This is a genomic window from Achromobacter sp. GW823-FHT04E03 (assembly GCF_058796095.1).
Map to the genome: position 1 here is coordinate 1,734,683 of NZ_JBXAIJ010000002.1, position 17,508 is coordinate 1,752,190.

17 protein-coding genes are annotated in these 17,508 nt (G+C 67.7%); 5 read left to right on the top strand and 12 right to left on the bottom strand.

The genetic code is table 11. The features are described 5' to 3' along the window. Window positions 1-13: 13 nt before the first annotated feature. The 3 genes from AC1RHV_RS19280 to AC1RHV_RS19290 all read right to left on the bottom strand — a co-directional run bounded on the left by AC1RHV_RS19280 (window position 14) and on the right by AC1RHV_RS19290 (window position 3,110). The gene (locus AC1RHV_RS19280; protein WP_119449233.1) at window positions 14-943 is read right to left on the bottom strand and encodes a ferritin-like domain-containing protein; all 930 of its coding nucleotides are present in this window, start codon (window positions 941-943) and stop codon (window positions 14-16) included. A gap of 66 nt (window positions 944-1,009) precedes the next feature. Next, window positions 1,010-2,191, bottom strand: a complete 1,182-nt coding sequence (locus tag AC1RHV_RS19285; RefSeq protein WP_054451602.1) for an ABC transporter substrate-binding protein — start codon at window positions 2,189-2,191, stop codon at window positions 1,010-1,012. A 73-nt stretch (window positions 2,192-2,264) separates the two neighbouring features. Continuing rightward, window positions 2,265-3,110, bottom strand: a complete 846-nt coding sequence (locus AC1RHV_RS19290; RefSeq protein ID WP_054451601.1) for a GntR family transcriptional regulator — start codon at window positions 3,108-3,110, stop codon at window positions 2,265-2,267. Window positions 3,111-3,211: 101 nt separating this feature from the next. On the opposite strand from AC1RHV_RS19290, the gene AC1RHV_RS19295 reads away from it, so the two are divergent. Together AC1RHV_RS19295 and AC1RHV_RS19300 are read left to right on the top strand one after the other, a co-directional pair. After that, on the top strand, window positions 3,212-4,501 hold the full coding sequence (locus AC1RHV_RS19295) for a hypothetical protein (RefSeq protein ID WP_192352655.1): 1,290 nt from the start codon (window positions 3,212-3,214) through the stop codon (window positions 4,499-4,501). A 36-nt stretch (window positions 4,502-4,537) separates the two neighbouring features. Next, a complete protein-coding gene (locus AC1RHV_RS19300; protein WP_119449237.1) occupies window positions 4,538-6,175 on the top strand; it encodes an acyl-CoA synthetase in 1,638 nt (545 codons plus the stop codon). A 22-nt stretch (window positions 6,176-6,197) separates the two neighbouring features. On the opposite strand, the gene AC1RHV_RS19305 is transcribed toward AC1RHV_RS19300, so the two are convergent. The 6 genes from AC1RHV_RS19305 to AC1RHV_RS19330 all read right to left on the bottom strand — a co-directional run bounded on the left by AC1RHV_RS19305 (window position 6,198) and on the right by AC1RHV_RS19330 (window position 13,100). Then, on the bottom strand, window positions 6,198-7,589 hold the full coding sequence (locus AC1RHV_RS19305; RefSeq protein ID WP_192492446.1) for a DUF1501 domain-containing protein: 1,392 nt from the start codon (window positions 7,587-7,589) through the stop codon (window positions 6,198-6,200). After that, window positions 7,586-9,151: a DUF1800 domain-containing protein gene (locus AC1RHV_RS19310; protein WP_175163728.1), complete on the bottom strand. Its 1,566-nt coding sequence runs from the start codon at window positions 9,149-9,151 to the stop codon at window positions 7,586-7,588. The genes AC1RHV_RS19305 and AC1RHV_RS19310 overlap by 4 nt, the downstream gene beginning before the upstream one ends. A gap of 99 nt (window positions 9,152-9,250) precedes the next feature. Then, window positions 9,251-9,955, bottom strand: coding sequence for an SDR family oxidoreductase (locus tag AC1RHV_RS19315; protein WP_119449239.1), 705 nt, complete (start codon window positions 9,953-9,955; stop codon window positions 9,251-9,253). A gap of 19 nt (window positions 9,956-9,974) precedes the next feature. Further along, window positions 9,975-11,309, bottom strand: a complete 1,335-nt coding sequence (locus AC1RHV_RS19320) for a PQQ-dependent sugar dehydrogenase (protein WP_492301717.1) — start codon at window positions 11,307-11,309, stop codon at window positions 9,975-9,977. A gap of 62 nt (window positions 11,310-11,371) precedes the next feature. Then, on the bottom strand, window positions 11,372-12,715 hold the full coding sequence (locus AC1RHV_RS19325) for a ferredoxin reductase family protein (protein ID WP_492301719.1): 1,344 nt from the start codon (window positions 12,713-12,715) through the stop codon (window positions 11,372-11,374). A 73-nt stretch (window positions 12,716-12,788) separates the two neighbouring features. Then, window positions 12,789-13,100, bottom strand: a complete 312-nt coding sequence (locus AC1RHV_RS19330; protein ID WP_119449242.1) for a PepSY domain-containing protein — start codon at window positions 13,098-13,100, stop codon at window positions 12,789-12,791. Between the two features lie 219 nt (window positions 13,101-13,319). On the opposite strand from AC1RHV_RS19330, the gene AC1RHV_RS19335 reads away from it, so the two are divergent. Genes AC1RHV_RS19335 through AC1RHV_RS19345 form a run of 3 tightly spaced genes read left to right on the top strand, consistent with a single transcriptional unit; the run spans window position 13,320 to window position 15,654 of the window. After that, the gene (locus AC1RHV_RS19335) at window positions 13,320-13,619 is read left to right on the top strand and encodes a PepSY domain-containing protein (protein WP_223283490.1); all 300 of its coding nucleotides are present in this window, start codon (window positions 13,320-13,322) and stop codon (window positions 13,617-13,619) included. After that, window positions 13,619-14,281 (top strand): response regulator transcription factor, encoded by a 663-nt coding sequence (locus AC1RHV_RS19340; protein WP_054451592.1) that lies wholly within the window; start codon window positions 13,619-13,621, stop codon window positions 14,279-14,281. The genes AC1RHV_RS19335 and AC1RHV_RS19340 overlap by 1 nt, the downstream gene beginning before the upstream one ends. After that, the gene (locus AC1RHV_RS19345; protein WP_054451591.1) at window positions 14,278-15,654 is read left to right on the top strand and encodes a sensor histidine kinase; all 1,377 of its coding nucleotides are present in this window, start codon (window positions 14,278-14,280) and stop codon (window positions 15,652-15,654) included. The genes AC1RHV_RS19340 and AC1RHV_RS19345 overlap by 4 nt, the downstream gene beginning before the upstream one ends. Window positions 15,655-15,670: 16 nt before the next feature. On the opposite strand, the gene AC1RHV_RS19350 is transcribed toward AC1RHV_RS19345, so the two are convergent. The 3 genes from AC1RHV_RS19350 to murI form a co-directional block, all read right to left on the bottom strand. Beyond that, window positions 15,671-16,099 (bottom strand): universal stress protein, encoded by a 429-nt coding sequence (locus AC1RHV_RS19350; protein WP_119449244.1) that lies wholly within the window; start codon window positions 16,097-16,099, stop codon window positions 15,671-15,673. A 16-nt stretch (window positions 16,100-16,115) separates the two neighbouring features. Beyond that, window positions 16,116-16,541 (bottom strand): universal stress protein, encoded by a 426-nt coding sequence (locus tag AC1RHV_RS19355; protein ID WP_192492452.1) that lies wholly within the window; start codon window positions 16,539-16,541, stop codon window positions 16,116-16,118. A gap of 141 nt (window positions 16,542-16,682) precedes the next feature. Further along, window positions 16,683-17,486: a glutamate racemase gene (murI, locus tag AC1RHV_RS19360; RefSeq protein WP_492301721.1), complete on the bottom strand. Its 804-nt coding sequence runs from the start codon at window positions 17,484-17,486 to the stop codon at window positions 16,683-16,685. Window positions 17,487-17,508: the final 22 nt, after the last annotated feature.

Here is a 17,508-nt window from a genome sequence, read left to right on the forward strand (position 1 = left end):
GGTTTCCTCGCGTTCAGAATTCGCCGATCTTCGGGTGGTGCAGCAGGGGCAGATGCACGCCCCAAGGCTCCATCTGGCGGCGCACGCGCTGCACGGTTTCAACGAACAGGGGCTTCTCCAGTTCTTCGACCGTGGAACCCAGGCCGGCTTCCCAGGTGAGCCGGTCCACTTCCATTTCGGCGCGAGAAGCCGGATTGTCGGGCGCCAGCCATGCGCTGTGATAGCCGTTGAGCTCGACCTTTTCCATCATGTTGATCACGGCGTTTTCCACCACCTTGATTTCGGCGGCGGACATCTGCGGAATGCGGTGGTCGAGAAAGCGCCAGCCGAACGCGCAGTGCCGCACCTCGTCGCGCATGATGCGGGCGCAGATCTGCTTGGCGACGGGATCGCGGGTGATTTCGACCAGGTGGCGGAAGACGTCGAATGCGATTTCCTCGGCGGCGCAGACCAGCGCCGCGAGAATGGCCTCGACCGACACCTCGGGATCCAACGCCATCTTGCGCACGCCATGGGTGGCGACGGAGCCCTGGTAGGCGGCCTGGGCCGGCTGCTCCATGTAGCCGCCCAGCGCTTCGGCCATGCGGTAGCAGGCTTCGGCGTGGCGGCTTTCCTCTTGTGAGCGGATGGTGAAGAACAGCCGCAGGTCGGGTTCGCACTTGTCGTGGCAGAAGCGGATCTGCAGGGCAGGGCTTTCCGAGATGGCGCCGTATTCGCTCCAGGCCCGGCGGCTCCAGTACTGGCGGGCCGCGTAGCGCTGCTCGGGCGTGTACTGCGAGGCGTCGAACAGATGCCAGTCGATGTCGGTGCGCGGGTCCCACTGCTTGACCGTTGCCAGGTGGTAGAGGTCGCGGATCTTGGGGATCCGGGTGTCCAGGTCCAGCGGAAAGATGCTTTCCGGATCGTCCAGGATCGTACGCGGCTCGGCGCTTGCTACGTTCATGACTGCACTCCCTGGTTTGCAGCGCCCGCGGCGCGCGTGAGTGGAGGTTGCGGAGATGGAACTGCTTTACTTGTAGTCGGCCAGCCGGAACTGCCCGTCGCGGTAGCCCAGCATGACGATGTCGTCCTTATCCAGGCCCGAGTGGCGCTGGGGCGAGAAATTGAAGACCCCGCCCACGCCCTGGTAGCCGGTGATGGCGGTCAGCTGTTCACGGGTCTTTTCCTTGTCGCCGCCGCTCTTGTCCAGGGCGGCGCGTGCCAACATGATGGCGTCGTAGGTCTGGGCCACGAACTGGTTGGGCTTGCGCTTGTAGCGGGCCTCGAAGCGCTTGCTGAGGTCCACGATGCGCGTCTTGATCGGGTCGGCGTCGGGCAGGTCCTGGCCCACCGGGAACTTGACGCTGACCAGCAGCAGGTCCTTGACCGAGTCGCCGGCCAGCTTCATGTAGCGCTGGTCGACGAAACCGTAGCTGTGCACCAGGGTGAGCTTGTCCAGGCCCAGCTGCTGCGCCTGCTTGATGAACACCACGCCAGCCGGGGTGACGGTCCAGCAGATGATGGCCTGCACCGACGCATTCTTGATGCGCGTGAGCTGCGGAGTCAGGTCGGTGTCGGCGGGGTTGAAGGATTCATACGTGATGTCGATGCCGCGCTTGGCGGCAAGCCGCTTCATCTGTTCGACGGCGCTCTGGCCGAAGCCGCTGTTGTCGGCCAGCAGGGCGGCGCGCTTGATGCCTTTCTTGTCGAAGTAGTCCAGCACCCGGTCGATCACCTGGTCGTCGTCCACGGTGCTCTTGAACACGTACTTGCGTTCGGCCACCGGCATCACGATCTGCATCGAACCTTCGGTGGAAATGAAGGGCGTGGCGGCCTTGTCTACCATCGGCACCATGGCCATGGCGATGCCGCTCATGTTGCCGCCGCCGACGATGATGTCCACCTTGTCCTGGGACAGCAGCCGCTTGGTGGCGTTGATGGCCTTGGCGGTCTGGCTTTCGGCGTCGTAGAACACCCATTCGACTTTCTTGCCGCCGATGCCGCCGGCGGCATTGATGTCGTCGATGGCCATTTCCATGCCGGCCTTCATGTCTTCGCCGAGGAAGGCGGCGGGACCGGTCACGGACAGGATGGATCCTATCCGCACCGTATCCTGCGCGCTGGCGGCGTGCATGCCCAGCATCAGCGCGGCGGCCGGCAGCGCGATGGCCGCGCGGCGCGAGAACTCCAGAAACGTCTTTAAGCAAGTCATGGTGCTACTCCTGTGCCTGATGCGGGATTTAAGGGGGTGCAGCAACTTCCACGAACAGCGAAAACGTAGTCGGCTAGGCCTCCGCCACGCCGGGTGGGTTGCGGAACTCGAGCGAGTCCGACACCTGGTCCGTCTTGCCTGCGCCGTTCTGCAGCGGTACGCGCACCGAGTACCGGACCTGGTCCGCGCGGTAATGCGACAGGCCGGACATGACCGGCCGGTCCTGCTTGTCGAAATACACCAGGTGCCGCGTCAGGACGGGATCGCCGGGCAGGAGGCTGAGGTAATCGGCATGTTCGGCCTGCACCGCGCCGCCCTCGATCTTGAGGTTGCCGTAGGCCAGCTCGACCTGGCGGCCGATCAGCTCCAGCAGGGAGCCCGCCTCGGCCTGGCGGGCGTCGATGTGCGGGATGCGGTCGGTGCGCACATAGCGGTAGTCGATCGAGATCGGCACCTGCTGGACCGTGCGCAGGCGCAGGATGCTCCAGACCGGGGTGCCGGGCGCCACGTCCAGTTCGCGCGCCACGACGGCCGAGGCCGGTTCCTGCGCGCAGTGCAGCACCCGCAGGCTGAGGGGACGGCCGTGTGCGGACCACTGGTCGATGAAGTCCATGGCCGGGCTGAACTGTTCGTCGATCTTGGGGGCGCAGACGAAGGTGCCGGAACCGCGGACCCGCCGCAGATAGCCTTCGTCCACCAGTTCCTGGATGGCCTGGCGCACCGTCATGCGGCTGACGTTGAATTGTTCGCTCAGCTCGTGGTCGGTGTGGAAGCGGTCGCTTTCCTGCTGCCAGTTCAGGATCATCATCAGCACGCGCCGCTTGATCTGCACATAGAGCGGCAGAGGGGAGTCGCGGTCCAGCGCCACGGGGCTGCTGGAGACGGGGGACTCGCTGCGGACGTTCGTAAGAGTGGACATGACAGCTGGTTTCCGGAATATGTATATAGGATTTGTATATTTGTCTAGTTAACTAGACTTTATGATATATTGATTTCGAAAGTCAAGTACGGATTAGCGATATGAATATTTCTACGCTCGACCTTGCGCTGGCGCTCCCGCCCCACAGCCTGGATGCCGTTCTGTCCTTTGATCAGCCCGCCTCGCTGGACCGGGCGGACGTGCTCATATGGAATCCCGCCGGCCTGTACCCCGCGCTGGAGGCGGCCTGCGAACGCGCCGATCCGCCGGTGCTGGGGGTGGGCGCGTCGGAATGGCTGCTGGCCACCAGCCGCCATTGGCGCGAACAATTCAAGCGCCTGCTGGCCGCGGGCGGCACCCTGGTGGCGTTGGTGCCCGCGCCGCGCACGGTGGGCGTGCATACCTTGCAGGACATTCTTCCTTACGACTGGTCCGATCCGCTCTGGCCGCGGCGGGTGCGCAGCCAGCCGATCGACGGCGCTGCGCTGCCGCGCCAGGCGGGCGAGCCTTTCCGCACGCTCTTCACCGAAGCCGCGCGCTGTTTCCAGCCCTGCGCGACTCTGGCCGAGGCGCCGGGCGCGGGCATACTCGAGGACGGCCAGGGCATGACGCTGGCAAGCTACGCCAGTGAGCCGCCGGGCCGCCTGCTGCTGCTTCCGGCGCTGGCGCCGGATCTGGCGCAGGACGAAGCGGGCGCGGCGCTGTTTCTGCAGGAGCTGCGCCGCTGCATCGAACGCCTGGGCCAGCGCAGCGGCGTGCGCCTGGCGGGGTGGCTGGATCTGCAGCGCGGCCCGGCAGACGAGCAATTGCACGCCCGTCGCGCGCAATGCCTGCGCGAGCGCCATGCGCTCGACCTGGAATTGCAGGAACTGGACCGCGCCATGGCCGAGCGCGACTTTTTCAAGCAGCTGCTAGCTGGCGAAGGCCTGGGAGCGGGGCTGGCGGCCGCGGAAGTCTTCCGCCGCAAGAGCGCGCCAGTGCATGCGGACTGGGTCGAGAAAGACCTGCACATCGTTGAACTCGATCAACGCAACCTGCTGCTCAAAGTGCGGCTGGCGGATGAACCTCTGGATGCCGCGGCGCTACGCCGGCTGGAAGAGGCCCGCGTGCGGGTGGCGGATTACTTTTCCAGGCCGACTTCCATCCTCGTCGCGGACTGCGCCGACAATGCCTTGCCGCCGTCCGCGCGCGCGCCGCGCCAGCATGCCGTGCTGGAAGGCCTGGACGATGCCTATGTGCTGAACGGGCTGCACCTGTATGGCTGGCATCTGGAGACTCCCGGCGACAGCCCTGACCGCCTGCTGCAGCGTTTGATGCAGGCGGATGCGGACCTGAGCGATTCCCTGCTGCGCGCGACGCTGCGCGGCCTGACCCCGCCAGCCGACGCCTGAAGGGCGTGGTGAGCGTTTCGCTACTGTGAGACTCCGATGCCCGCCGACACCCCCGACCTGCAAGTCCTGGATATCGAACGCAACAGCGCCAACCATCTGGCGCTTTCGCCGCTGACCTTCATCGAGCGCGCGGCGAAGGTCTACCCGGAACGCACTGCCATCGTCCATGGCGCACTGCGCCAGAGCTGGCGCGAAACCTATGCACGCTGCCGCCGGCTGGCCAGCGGGCTGGCGCGCCTGGGGGTGCGGCCCGGCGATACGGTGGCCGTGATGGCGCCCAATATCCCGGCGCTGTACGAGGCCCATTTCGGGGTCGCCATGGCGGGCGCGGTGCTCAATGCCCTGAACACCCGGCTGGACGCCGAAACACTGTCCTTCATCCTGGATCATGGCGCCGCGGTGGTGCTGCTGACGGACCGGGAGTACGCGCCCGTCATGGCGCAGGCCTTGGCCAAGACCCGCAGGCGCATCCGCGTGGTGGACATCGACGATCCCGAATACGGCGGACCGGGCGAACTGCTCGGGGAAATGAACTACGAAGCCCTGCTGGAGACGGGCGACGCGGCGGCCGGGTTCCCCTGGCCGGCGGACGAATGGCAGTCGCTGTGCCTGAACTACACCTCCGGCACCACCGGCAGCCCCAAGGGCGTGCTGTACCACCATCGCGGCGCCTATCTGAATGCGATGGGCAACGCCCTGGCCTGCGATATGCGCCAGCATGCGGTGTATCTCTGGACCTTGCCGATGTTCCACTGCAATGGCTGGAGCTTTCCCTGGACCATCGCGCTGCTGGCGGGAACCAATGTCTGCCTGCGGCGGGTCGAGGCCGGCGCCATTTTCGACGCCATCCAGGCGAATGGGGTCGATTATTTCTGCGCCGCGCCGGTGGTGCTGGGCATGCTCATCAACAGCCCGCCCGAAATCAAGCGGCGCGCGATCCGGCCGGTGCAGGCGCTCACCGGCGGCTCTCCGCCTCCGGCCGCCGTCATCGCGGCGATGGACGAACTGGGCATAGACGTCACGCATCTGTACGGCCTGACGGAGAGCTACGGTCCGTCGATCAGCTGTGCCTGGCACGAGGCCTGGAGCGATCTGCCGCTGGATGAGCAGGCTGCGCTGAAGGCCCGCATCGGCGTGCGCAAGCACACGATGGAACAGGTCCGCGTGCTGGATCCCGCCACGCTGGCGCCCGTGCCGCCGGACGGCGTCACCGTGGGCGAAATCATGATGCGCGGCAACACGCTCATGAAGGGCTATCTGAAGAACCCGCAGGCCACGGCGGAAGCCTTCGCCGGAGGCTGGTTCCATACCGGCGATCTGGCCGTGGTGCATCCCGACGGCTATCTGCAGGTCAAGGACCGCGCCAAGGACATCGTGATATCAGGCGGAGAGAACATCTCGACCGTCGAGGTCGAGGATGCGTTGTACGGGCATCCCGCCGTATTGGAAGCCGCCGTGGTGGCGCGGCCGGACGCCAAGTGGGGCGAGACGCCTTGCGCCTTCGTCACGCTGAAGGATGGCAGCGCCGCGACGGCGGAAGAACTGACCAGCTTCTGCCGGGGCCGCCTGGCCGGTTTCAAGGTGCCGCGCACTTTCGTGTTCGGCCCGTTGCCCAAAACCGCCACGGGCAAGATCCAGAAGTATCTGCTGCGCGAACAGGCGCGGCAGCTGTGAGTTCGCCGCCGCCGGCGCGGCCTTAAGCGCGCGGCAGCAGGTCCAGCGCCTGCGCATCAAAGCGCCGCAGATTGGGGAACACCAGCCCCAGATCCTCGCGGTTGGCGCCGAACCAGCCGCCCAGGGACGCGCCCAACTGATCCACGGCCAGGGTCGGCAAGAGGCGGCCGTTGTCGACGAAGCCGGGGCCGTCCAGGGCGATTTCCGGATGGCTGCCGTAGTAGCGGCCGCCCTTGACCGCGCCGCCCAGTACAAAGTGATGCGAGCCCCAGCCGTGGTCGGAGCCGTTGCCGTTGGAGCCCAGGGTGCGGCCGAATTCGGATGCCGTGAACGTGGTCACCTGGTCCGCCACGCCTATCGCGGAAAGCGCCTGCTGGAACGCGGCCAGCGCCTGGCCCAGTTCCTTGAGCAGCGCGGGGTGGGTGTCGTTCAGTCCGGCGTGGTTGTCATAGCCGTTCTGCGAGACGAAGAAAACCTGGCGGCGTGCGCCCAGCGCCTGGCGCGCCGCGATGATGCGGGCGACGATTTTCAGCTGCTGCGCCAGGGGGGACGAGAACTCGCCCGGCACGGCCACGTCCGCGAGGGCTGCACGCAGGCGCCCGTCGGCGTCGATGGACTGCGCGGCGATGCGCGACATCTCGCGTTCCATCAGGTGCTCGCGCGGCTGCGTGATGAGCTGGCGCAGCAAGGCCGTGCAGGCGCTGGAGCCATACATGTCGCGGCCCAGCAGGTCTATCTGCGTGGAGCCGTTGATGCCCACGCGGTATCCGGCGATCTTGCGTCCGGCCAGCAGCACGCTGCTGCCGCCCGCGGTGATGCCCGTGAAGGTGCGCTGCGCGTTGGCGTCCGCGAACAGGTCCGTCAGCCTCCCGGCCCAGCCCGACGCCGCGCCTTCCGGCGCCAGCGCCTGCCAGTACGACTGCTGGTCGTTGTGGGAAAACAGCTTGGGCGGCAGTGGCACGCGCGCGCCTATGTATTCCTGCTTGGAGGTGGGCGCAACCAGCGGACCGATGTTCAGCAGCACTGCCATGTCGCCGCTTTCATACAAGGGCTTGAGCGGAGCCAGCGATGGGGCCAGCGCAAACTGGGCGCCGCCGGAGGCGGGTTCCTTGCCGCGCAGCGCCGTGGCCTGCAGGGCGTTGCGTGGCAGGGCGATGTCGGTGCGCGCCTGGGCATAGGCCTTGTAGGCGGCCGTGTCGTAGGGAACCAGCGAGTTGTAGGGGTCGTTGCCGCCGTACAGGAACACGCAGACCAGCGCCTTGTACGAGGAGGCTGGCGCTGATTGCGCCGCAGCCGCGCCCAGGGCCGCCAGGTTCAGCGCCAGTGGCGCGGCGGCGCCCGTGGCGCCCAACGCGCAGGCGCGCAGCAGGAATTCGCGGCGGCTGGTTTGCGCGGCGTGGCGGGAATTCTTCATTTCTGCACCAGGTATTCGGGGCTGGCGGCCACCAGCATGATGGCGGCGCGCACGCGGTCGCGCGGCCGGCCCGCCGGTATCGTGGCCACGGCGCGCGCGATGCTGCCGGCGGTCTCGGCGGAATAGGCATCGCCCGCCAGCAGCAGCGCCACCCGCGCCACCAGCGCGGACGGATCCTGCGCCAGCGCGATCTCGGCGGCGTAGGGCGTCTGCAGATCCTCCCACCCCCGGTCCACATAGATGGCCAGGAAGTTCAGGTAGCCGGCAATGCTGGTCTCATCGGTGATCTGCAGTTCCGGCGCCACCAGGTTCCTGCGCGCCAGCTCGGTCACCGGCGGCACGTAGCGCGGACGGAAGAAATTGAAGACGCTGGCGGATCGCATCGGGCTCTGGGCCAGCCGGATCGTGTTGTCAGTGGTGTCCGGCATGGCCCAGGCGCCGTTGTTGGAGGTCGCCCCGAAAGCCCGCGCCCAGGCCGCGAAGCGCACGATGGGTTCGCGCACCTTGCCCCAGCCGGGCGCGGCCAGGTCGGGGTTGCGCGCCTCCGGGTCCAGCAGGACGGCGCGCACCACGGCCTTCAGGTTGCCGCGCTTGCCGCTGCCGTCGTCGTTGAAGGCGGCCGACACGCGCGCGACATAGGCGCGGCTGGGATTGCTGGTGACCAGCCGCTGGATCAGCTGCGTGCCGATGAAGGGGCCCACGTTGGGATGGGCGCAGATCACTTCCATGGCGCGCTTGAGCGACAAATGACCGTCGGTGCCTGCCGGCACCACCGCGCCCAGAAAGCGCTTCTCGGCCAGCGAGTGCAGCGCATTGTTCAAGGCCATGGGGCGGCGGTGGAATTCGACGTCGGTTTCGGGGCCGTTGATGTCCCAGCCGGTGAAGACCTTGGCCAGCCCCTGCACGTCCGCGTTGGTATACGTTTCCACGGGCGCGCCGTTGACCATTCTTTTGGCGCCGTCCGGTTCCAGCTCCAACAGTCCGATGCTGAACAATTGCATGACTTCGCGGGCATAGTTCTCGTCGGGATGGCGGCCGGTCTTGGGATCTTCCTTGCGGTTGCCGCGATAGGTCAGCATGCAGCCCATGGACAGGTTGCGCGTGACGGCCGTCAGCAGTTGCTGGTAGTTGCCCAGGGCATGCTCGGCCAGCAGGTCCATGAAACCCGCGGCGCCGAACAATGGCCAGGACGCGGTGATGGACGATACGCCCACCACGAAGATCTCCGACAGGGCAAACGCGACCCGCGTGCGGACCTGATCCGGGGCCGAGATGAACTTGCGCCACAGTGTGGATTCCAGGGGCGCGTTGATGCCGTTGCCCTTGAACTCCTCGGTGTTCTTGCGCTGCTGCAGCAGCCAGTCGAAATGGGTCTGCGACGGCGGCATGGCCAGCTGCGCGTCCAGCCAGGCCGCGTAGCCGTCGCGCACCACGGCGTCGATCTCGGCGGGCGTGGGGCCGAACGTGGCCTGCGCCAGGAAACGCGAGGCCTGGCCCGGGGTCGGTTTTGCGTGGGAAGTATCGGCGGACTGCGGCGCAGCCGCTGACGGCGTAGCGGACATGCGCGGCACCTCGTCGAATGCGAAAACCTACGGTACTGAAGCCCCGGGCAGGCTTCAATACCGTCATTCGGACGAGAGACTAGTCCTAAAGCATGAGCTTCAGACCGAACGCGTGATGCCGCCGTCGATGCGGATGTTCTGGCCGGTGATGTAGGAAGAAGCGTCGGATGCGAGGAATGCGATCAGGTCGGCGACTTCTTCGGCGGTGCCGTAGCGGCCCATCGGAATGCGCGTGCGGCGGTCTTCCTTTTCAGGCAGGCTGTCGATGAAGCCCGGCAGCACGTTGTTCATCCGTACGTTGTGTTCGGCGTACTCGTCGGCGAACACCTTGGTGAAGGCGGCCAGCCCGGCGCGGAACACGCCCGAGGTCGGGAACAGCGCTTCGGGTTCGAAGGTGGCGTAGGTCGAGATATTGACGATGGCGCCGGACTTCTGCTGCTTCATCACCGGCGCGACCAGGCGCGCGATGCGCACCACGTTCAGCAGGTAGAACTCCATGCCCAGGTGCCAGTCCTCGTCGCTGATCTCCAGCAGCGGGCCCTTGGGGCCGTGGCCGGCGCTGTTGACCACGGCATCTATCCTGCCCCATTTTTGCTGCGTGGCGTCCACCAGCCTCGCCAGGTCTTCGGGCGAGCGGTTGGATCCCGTGACGCCCAGGCCGCCCAGTTCCTGCGCCAGCGCCTCGCCCTTGCCGGAGGAGGACAGGATGGCTACGCGCCAGCCGTCAGCCGCCAGTTTGCGCGCCGCCGCCGCGCCCATGCCGCTGCCGCCGGCGGTGACGATTGCCACTTTTTCCGTGCTCATGCTCACTCCTGGTCTTGAATTATTTGGGAGCGGCCATTGTAGAAGCGGGAGCGACCCGCCACACCACATTGCCGACGTCGTCGGCCGTCAGCAAGCCGCCCTGGCGGTCTATCGCCACCCCTACCGGCCGTCCCTGGGCTTCGCCGCTTTCGTTCAGAAAGCCCGTCAGCACGTCGCGCGCCGGCCCGTCGGGCTTGCCGTCGCGAAACGGCACGAAGATGACCTTGTAGCCGCTGCGCGGATCGCGGTTCCACGAACCATGCTGGCCCACGAACATGCCGTCCGTGTAGGGCGCGGGCAGGCGCGACCCGCCCGACCAGGCCAGCCCCAGCGAGGCGGTGTGCGGGCCCAGCGCGTAGTCGGGCACGATGGCGCGCGCTACCAGGTCCGGACGCGGCGGCTGGACCCGGCTGTCGACGTGCTGGCCGAAGTAGCTGTAGGGCCAGCCGTAAAAACCGCCATCCCGCACCGAGGTCATGTAGTCGGGCACCAGGTCGCTGCCCAGTTCGTCGCGCTCGTTGACGGCCGTCCACAGCGTTTTGCCGTCGGGCGCCCAGGCCATGCCCACGGGGTTGCGCAGGCCGGTCGCGTACAGGCGTTTGTTGCCGCTGGCCACGTCGATTTCCCAGATGGCGGCGCGGCCCTCTTCGATGTCCATGCCGTTTTCGCCGACATTGCTGTTGGAGCCGACAGAGGCGTACAGCTTGCTGCCGTCGGGGCTGGCCAGCAGGTTCTTGGTCCAGTGGTGGTTCAGGCCCGCAGGCAGGTCGGTGACCTTCACGCCGGGCGCGGTGATCCGCTCCTGGCCGGTTTCGTAGGGAAAGCGCAGCACGGCGTCGGCGTTGGCGACGTATAACTGATTGCCGATCAAGGCCATGCCGAAGGGCGAGTTCAGGCCGTCGAGCAATACGCTGCGCGTTTCGGCGATGCCGTCGTGGTCGGCATCGCGCAGCAGGGTGATGCGGTTTGCGCTGGGGGTCCTGGCGCCGGCGCGTTTCATCACCAGGCCGGCGACCCAGGCCTTGAAGCCGCCGGAAGCCGACTCGGGCTTGGGCGGCGCGTTGGTCTCGGCCACCAGCACGTCGCCGTTGGGCAGCACGTACAGCCAGCGCGGATGATCCAGGCCGCTGGCGTACGCCGTTACCGACAGCCCGTTGGCTGCGACGGGCTGTGCGCCCGCGGGCCAGCCCACGGCCTTGGCCGTCTTCACGGTGGGTATGGTGGTGGGATTGGGGGCGGGCAGTTGGGGCGACGGGCCCATGCCGGCTTCGACCGGCAAGGTGGCCATTTCGCCGCAGGCGTTGAGAGTGGCGGCGGCCATCGCGGCGGCCAGCAGAATGCGGGGGGTGGGCATGACGCATGCTCCGTGGGCGGTGAGGTCCATCATACGCTTGGACCTCCGTAGCCCCGGCGCGCTCAACGCATCTGGAACGCCTCCTGATGCCAGCGCACGGGCTTGGCGCCCAGCTTGTGCAGGCCGCGCCTGAGCGCGTCGGCCAGGCCGGCGGGGCCGCAGAACCAGACGTCGGCGACGCGGCCCGCGGCCACCTCGCCCTGCGCCAGTGCTCCAGCCGTCAGCGTATCGCCATCGTGCGCGCTATGGATGGCGAGCGTCACGCCGTCCAGCGCGGCGCAGCGTTCCTTGAGCAGCGGCACGAAAGGATCTGCCGAGGCATCGCGCACGCAATAGTGCAGCCACACGCGCGGCGTTGGCGCTTGTCCTTCCTGCAGGGCTTCCAGCCATGCGAGGAAAGGGGTGACGCCTATGCCGCCCGCCACCCAGACCTGCGATGTTGCGGCAGCGTCCGGCTCCAGTTGAAAGCGCCCATAGGGGCCTTCGACGGCGACCGGTTGGCCGATGCGCAGCGTGCGCGCCAGGCCGCGGGTGTAGTCGCCCAGCGCCTTGATCTGGAACGTGACGCGAGGTTCGCCCGCCACGGGGGCGCTGGCGATGGTGTAGGGATGGGCGCCTTCCTTGCGGTCGAACGTGACGAAGGCGAACTGTCCCGCCTGATGCTCCCGCCAATTGGCGTCGAGTTCGCAGCTGACCTCCAGGATATCGCCTGGCTGGTGCGCCAGCGACACGATCCTGCCTTGCGCGCGGCGGCCGCTGCCCACGCGTCCCAGCAGCGCCACCAGGGCGGCATAAGAACCGGCGGCCAGCAGCGGAATCAGCAGCAGGCCGACCGGACCGCTCCAGTAGCGCGCGGGAGCCAGCGCTGCCGTGTGGAACGCCAGCGCCAGGAACAGCACAGGCATCGCGCGGTGCAGGAGACGCCAGCCCCGGTAGGGAAAGCGCCGCCACAAGGTGATTGCGAGCATCGCCAGCAGCAGGTAGATCGACCACTCGCCCAGGTCCTTGGCCAGGCCGCGCGAGCTTTCGAACAGCGTCAGCACGACGTCGCGGGCGGGGCGGTTGCCCGCGTCCGCCAGGCTCTTCAAGGGGCCGCTGGCCAGCTTCAGCAACCAATGGGCGGCGCCGGCTGATACTGCGAGGATTCCGGCCCATTTGTGCAACCGGTATATCTTGTCCATGCCGCCCAGCGGGCGTTCCAGCCACGAGGGCCGCAGCGCCAGCAGCATGATCAATGCCATCAGTCCGATGGACCAGACGCCGGTGAGGTAGAGGCCTTGCTGGCGCGCCACCCAGTACCAGGCGCCGGTGGCCGGCGGCTGCAGGATGAACGCGTCCAGGCCCCAGGCCAGGGTCAGGACTAGCAAAAAGCCGCCTATGGCGGCGCCGGTTCCTATCGGTTTCATGATGGTGTCCATGTCGGGACGCTCGGCCCGCCGGATGCGGGCGGAGCGGGGTAGGCGCGTAGGCGCCGGCGCTTCAGTCCTTGATGCGGCTGCGCAGGACGGCGCCGCTCTGGGCGTCGACCCGCAGCTTCACGCGCTGGCCTTGCGCGTTGTCGGCCTTGACGTCGTAGCGGCCGTGCTCGAGCTCGATCTCGGTGATGTTGCGATAGCCCGCGGCGGTCAGCGTGTCGTAGATCTGGCGCACGGTCAGCGTCGCGTTGGCGGGGGCAGTGGCGGCGGGCTGGGCCGGCGCCGGGGCGGTCGTCTGGGCGTGCACGGCGGCGGCGCCGGTCAGGGTTGCGGCGCCAAGCGCCAGGGCGGCCAGGGTGTTGCGGATTGCGGTCATGGAATGGCTCCTAGGTTGTTGCGGGTTGCCGGAATGGCGACCATGACCGCATTATTCGGGTGTGCGGATGAACCAATTCTGAAGCTGCCGTTCACGTGCCGTTCATTTTTCCGGCGCTATAACTGGGCGGACAATCGCCTCTTATGGCGAACCCCGAATGCGAAAGAAACCATGACCCGAGGAACTCGTACCCGAATCTGGCTGTCCTGCGGCGCGCTGATGCTGGCGCTGGCCGCGGGCCCCAACGCGGGCCTGGCCGATGAAAGCGACCACGAACAAGCGCGCCAGGCCTTGCAGGCCGGCAAGGTGCTGCCCCTGCGTTCGGTGCTGGACATCGTCGAACGCGACTATCCTGGGCAGGTGGTCAAGGTCGAGTTCGAAGAGGACGACGGCGAGTTCATCTACGAGATCCGGCTGCTGCAAAGCGGCGGCCGGCTGGTCAAGCTGAAGATCGACGCGCGCGACGGCAAGGTGCTGGGCGTGAAGGGGCGCGACATCCAATTCCGGGACAAGCACTGATGCGCATACTCGTGGTTGAAGACGAACCGACGCTGGCCACGCAGTTGGCCGATGCCTTGCGCCAAGCGGGCTATACCGTCGACACCGCCGCGGACGGCGGAACGGCCCAGTACATGGGCGCGGTCGAGACCTACGACGTGGTGGTGCTGGACCTGGGCCTGCCGGTCATGGACGGCCTCACCGTGCTCAAGCAGTGGCGCGCGGGCGGCCAGGGCATGCCGGTGCTGATCCTCACGGCGCGCGACAACTGGCACGAGAAGGTCGCCGGCATCGATGCCGGCGCCGACGATTACCTGACCAAGCCCTTCCACATGGAAGAGCTGCTGGCGCGGGTGCGGGCGCTCTTGCGCCGCTCCAGCAACCACGCCAGCGCGCAATGGCGCTGCGGTCCGCTGATGCTGGACACGCGGCAGGCCAAGGTCACGGTGGACGGCCAGGCGCTGTCCCTGACCAGCCATGAATTCAAGGTGCTGGCCGTGCTGATGCAACGCGCGGGCGAAGTGATTTCGCGCAGCGAGCTGACCGAGCACGTCTACGCCCAGGACAATGACCGTGACTCCAACACCATCGATGTGTTCATCGCGCGGCTGCGCAAGAAACTGCCGCCCGATACCATCGAAACCGTGCGCGGCCTGGGTTACCGCCTGGCCTGCGCCGCATGATGCCGCAGCGCGCGCGCGCGCCCGGCTCGCTGCGCTGGCGCCTGCTGGCCGGCACGCTGGCCTGGATCCTGGTCACGGTGGTGCTGGCCGGCTGGGGCTTGGGCAGCTTGTTCCGCCAGCACATCACCGAGCAGCTGCGCGCCGAGCTGACCCTGCACCTGAACCAGCTGACGGCCGCGGTGAACACGGCTCCGGACGGTCGCCTGGTGGTCTCGCCGCCCCTGAGCGATCCACGCCTGGAGCAACCGCTATCAGGCCTGTATTGGCAAATCGACCGGCTCGACGAACAGGGCCGTCCGGCGGCCGTGGGCGCGGCGCGCTCGCGTTCGCTCTGGGATCAGGTGCTGGAGTTGCCCGCCGCGGACAGCGCCGACGGGGTGTATGAAATCGCGGGGCCGGAAAAGCATAGGCTGACCGCCTTGACGCGCACGCTGGAACCGGCCGAGACCGAGGCAGCGCCGTTGCGCCTGATCGTGGCGGCCGACAGCCAGGTGCTGGCGGAGCCGATCGAGCGCTTCAATCACATGCTGTTGATTTCGCTGGGCGCGCTGGCGGCAGGCTTGACGCTGGCGGCCGTGGTCCAGGTCCTGGTCGGGTTGCGGCCGCTGGCCAGGCTCAGGCGGCAGCTCGCCGGGCAGCACGGGGGCGCCAGCGTGCGCATCGAAGGCCGCTTTCCCAGCGAAATCCAGCCGCTCGTCGACGACTTCAATCGCGTCCTGGACGTCAATGCCGACATGGTGCAGCGCGCGCGCACGCAGGCCGGCAATCTGGCGCATGCGGTGAAGACGCCGCTGACGATTCTGGGCAATGCCGCGGCGCGCGAGGAAGGGCCGCTGGCGGCGCTGGTACAGGAGCAGGTCGGCATGGCGCGCCGCCAGATCGACTATCACCTGGCGCGCGCCCGCGCCGCCGCCGCGTCTGGCGCGGCCGACAGCCGCACACCGCTGCGCAAACCCATCGAGGGGCTGCTGCGCGTCATGCAGCGCTTGTATGCGCAGCGCGGACTGCTGCTGGAAATGCCGGAATTTGCCGAGGGCCTGGTATTCCGCGGTGAAGAACAGGATCTGCAGGAGATGGTTGGCAACCTGCTGGACAACGCCTGCAAATGGGCCGAGCGCCAGGTGCAGGTCAGCGCAAGCGCCGCCGGCCAGGGCCAGTTGCTCATCCAGATCGACGATGACGGCCCGGGTATAGCCGACGAGGAACGCGAGCGCATCTTCCTGCGCGGCGTGCGCATGGACGAGCAGCGTCCCGGATCGGGCCTGGGCCTGGACATCGTGCGCGACCTGGCCAGCACCTATGGTGGCCAGGCGCAAGCCGAGCGTTCGCCGCTGGGCGGCTTGAGGGTGTCGTTGTGGCTGCCGGCCGCCTGAGGCCGGCACCCGGGGGTCACTTGACCAGCGTCACCGGCGCTTCGGCCAGTTGCAGCACCTGATTGGCGACCGAGCCGATCAGGATGTTCGTCAGCGAGCCGTTGCCGCGCGTGCCCATGACGATGCGGGCGCAGCCGTGGTCCTGGGCGTAGCCGGCGATTTCCGTGGCCGCGTGGCCAAACGCCACGTGGCTGGTGTAGTCGGCGCCGGTCACGTCCAGCAGTTTGCGCGCCTCGTCCGCGGCCTCCTGGCCTTCGCGCAGGTAGAACTCGTCGATCATGTCCTGCGTGATCAGGCGTGACAGCCCCGCGCGGCCTTGCACGGGCGTCTGGACGTTGAGCAGATGGATGCGGGCGGCGCCGGCGCCTTGGGCGAGCTGGCGGGCGTACAGGACGGCGCGGTTGGCGTTGTCGGAGCCGTCGACAGGGACCAGGATGTTCAGCATGGATGCTCCTTGACGGTTACTTGACCAGGGTGACGGGCAACTCCGTCAGATGCAGGACGCGGGTCGCGACCGAACCCAGGAACCAGGACGACACCGAGCCCAACCCGCGCGAGCCCATGTAGATTTCGTCTGCGCCGGATTCGCCGGCTATGCGCACGATGGTTTCGGCGGCGGCGCCTATTTCGATGTGGGTCTGGAAGGGCACGCCGGCCTGGGTCAGCAGTTCGCTGGCGGCCTGCAGCGCGTTGCGGCCTTCTTCCTCGTGATAGGCGTCGATCTCGGCCTGCGACAGGCCGCGGCCGATCTTGCCGGCTTTCAGGGGGATCTGGACCGTGAGGAGCTCCACGCGTTCGATGGGGTCGTAGCTGCGGGCGTCGAGCAGGGCTTGGACCGCATGGACGGCGGGCTGCGAGCCGTCCACGGGGATCAGGATGCGTTTCATGAGCGTCTCCTTGTGCGCGCCGCGGGCGGCGTTGTAGTCCACTGTATCCGAATTATTCGCCGAATCGGACAGGCGCGTCATGCGCAGGATCAAACCGGGCGCAATCAGCGCGCGCCGCCGGGCGGCGGACTCGGCGCGGGATCAGCGCCAGCGCGGCTCCAGGACGTGCACGGCCGGGGCCTGCCCGAGCAGCCGTGCGGCGAGAGTGCTCAATGCCTCGGCCGAGCCGCTGGTCTCCAGGCGCAATCCGCCCGGACCGTCGGCGCGCAACAGGCCGCGTTCCTGCAACTGGTGGCGCAGCCGGCGCGCCACGGGCGCGCCCGTCTCCAGCAGCGGCACGTCGGCGCCAGCGGCCGCCTGGATCGCGTCGCGCAGGAAGGGAAAGTGGGTGCAGCCCAGCACCAGCACGTCGGCGCCGGCCTCGCGTAGCTCAGCCACGGGAGCGCGCACCGCGGCTTCGGCCTCGGGGCCGCTGAGCACGCCATGCTCCACCAGCCGTACCCACTCGGGGCAGGGCCTGAACAGGATGCGGACTTCGGGCGCCTCGCGCCGGACCAGCGCGGCGAATTTGGGGCTGGCCAGAGTGCCGGTGGTGGCGAATACGCCGACCACGCCGCTCGTGGTCAGGTGCGCGGCGGGCTTGATGGCCGGCTCCACGCCGATGATGATCAGTTGCGGATGGCGCAGGCGCAGCTGGGCGATGGCGGCCGCGGTGGCGGTATTGCAGGCCACCACCATGGCCTTGGCCTGGCGCGACACGAAGTAATCGGCAATCGTGCTGGCGCGCTGCTCGACGTAGTCCTGCGTTTTTTCGCCATAGGGCACGTGGGCGGAGTCGGCCACGTACAGCAGGGATTCGTGGGGCAGGGCGTCGCGGATGGCGCGCAGCACGCTCAGCCCGCCGACGCCGGAGTCGTAGATGCCTATGGGTGAATCTGGGAACATGGCTGCAATGCGGAGTGCGGGG

What these genes read in the sequence shown, in the direction of transcription:
- AC1RHV_RS19325 (WP_492301719.1), bottom strand. Translation starts at nt 12,715, where the DNA reads ATGAAACCGATAGGAACCGGCGCCGCCATAGGCGGCTTTTTGCTAGTC.
- AC1RHV_RS19290 (WP_054451601.1), bottom strand. Translation starts at nt 3,110, where the DNA reads ATGTCCACTCTTACGAACGTCCGCAGCGAGTCCCCCGTCTCCAGCAGC.
- AC1RHV_RS19305 (WP_192492446.1), bottom strand. Translation starts at nt 7,589, where the DNA reads ATGAAGAATTCCCGCCACGCCGCGCAAACCAGCCGCCGCGAATTCCTG.
- AC1RHV_RS19280 (WP_119449233.1), bottom strand. Translation starts at nt 943, where the DNA reads ATGAACGTAGCAAGCGCCGAGCCGCGTACGATCCTGGACGATCCGGAA.
- AC1RHV_RS19355 (WP_192492452.1), bottom strand. Translation starts at nt 16,541, where the DNA reads ATGAAACGCATCCTGATCCCCGTGGACGGCTCGCAGCCCGCCGTCCAT.
- AC1RHV_RS19350 (WP_119449244.1), bottom strand. Translation starts at nt 16,099, where the DNA reads ATGCTGAACATCCTGGTCCCTGTCGACGGCTCCGACAACGCCAACCGC.
- murI (WP_492301721.1), bottom strand. Translation starts at nt 17,486, where the DNA reads ATGTTCCCAGATTCACCCATAGGCATCTACGACTCCGGCGTCGGCGGG.
- AC1RHV_RS19295 (WP_192352655.1), top strand. Translation starts at nt 3,212, where the DNA reads ATGAATATTTCTACGCTCGACCTTGCGCTGGCGCTCCCGCCCCACAGC.
- AC1RHV_RS19340 (WP_054451592.1), top strand. Translation starts at nt 13,619, where the DNA reads ATGCGCATACTCGTGGTTGAAGACGAACCGACGCTGGCCACGCAGTTG.
- AC1RHV_RS19310 (WP_175163728.1), bottom strand. Translation starts at nt 9,151, where the DNA reads ATGTCCGCTACGCCGTCAGCGGCTGCGCCGCAGTCCGCCGATACTTCC.
- AC1RHV_RS19285 (WP_054451602.1), bottom strand. Translation starts at nt 2,191, where the DNA reads ATGACTTGCTTAAAGACGTTTCTGGAGTTCTCGCGCCGCGCGGCCATC.
- AC1RHV_RS19315 (WP_119449239.1), bottom strand. Translation starts at nt 9,955, where the DNA reads ATGAGCACGGAAAAAGTGGCAATCGTCACCGCCGGCGGCAGCGGCATG.
- AC1RHV_RS19345 (WP_054451591.1), top strand. Translation starts at nt 14,278, where the DNA reads ATGATGCCGCAGCGCGCGCGCGCGCCCGGCTCGCTGCGCTGGCGCCTG.
- AC1RHV_RS19300 (WP_119449237.1), top strand. Translation starts at nt 4,538, where the DNA reads ATGCCCGCCGACACCCCCGACCTGCAAGTCCTGGATATCGAACGCAAC.
- AC1RHV_RS19320 (WP_492301717.1), bottom strand. Translation starts at nt 11,309, where the DNA reads ATGCCCACCCCCCGCATTCTGCTGGCCGCCGCGATGGCCGCCGCCACT.
- AC1RHV_RS19330 (WP_119449242.1), bottom strand. Translation starts at nt 13,100, where the DNA reads ATGACCGCAATCCGCAACACCCTGGCCGCCCTGGCGCTTGGCGCCGCA.
- AC1RHV_RS19335 (WP_223283490.1), top strand. Translation starts at nt 13,320, where the DNA reads ATGCTGGCGCTGGCCGCGGGCCCCAACGCGGGCCTGGCCGATGAAAGC.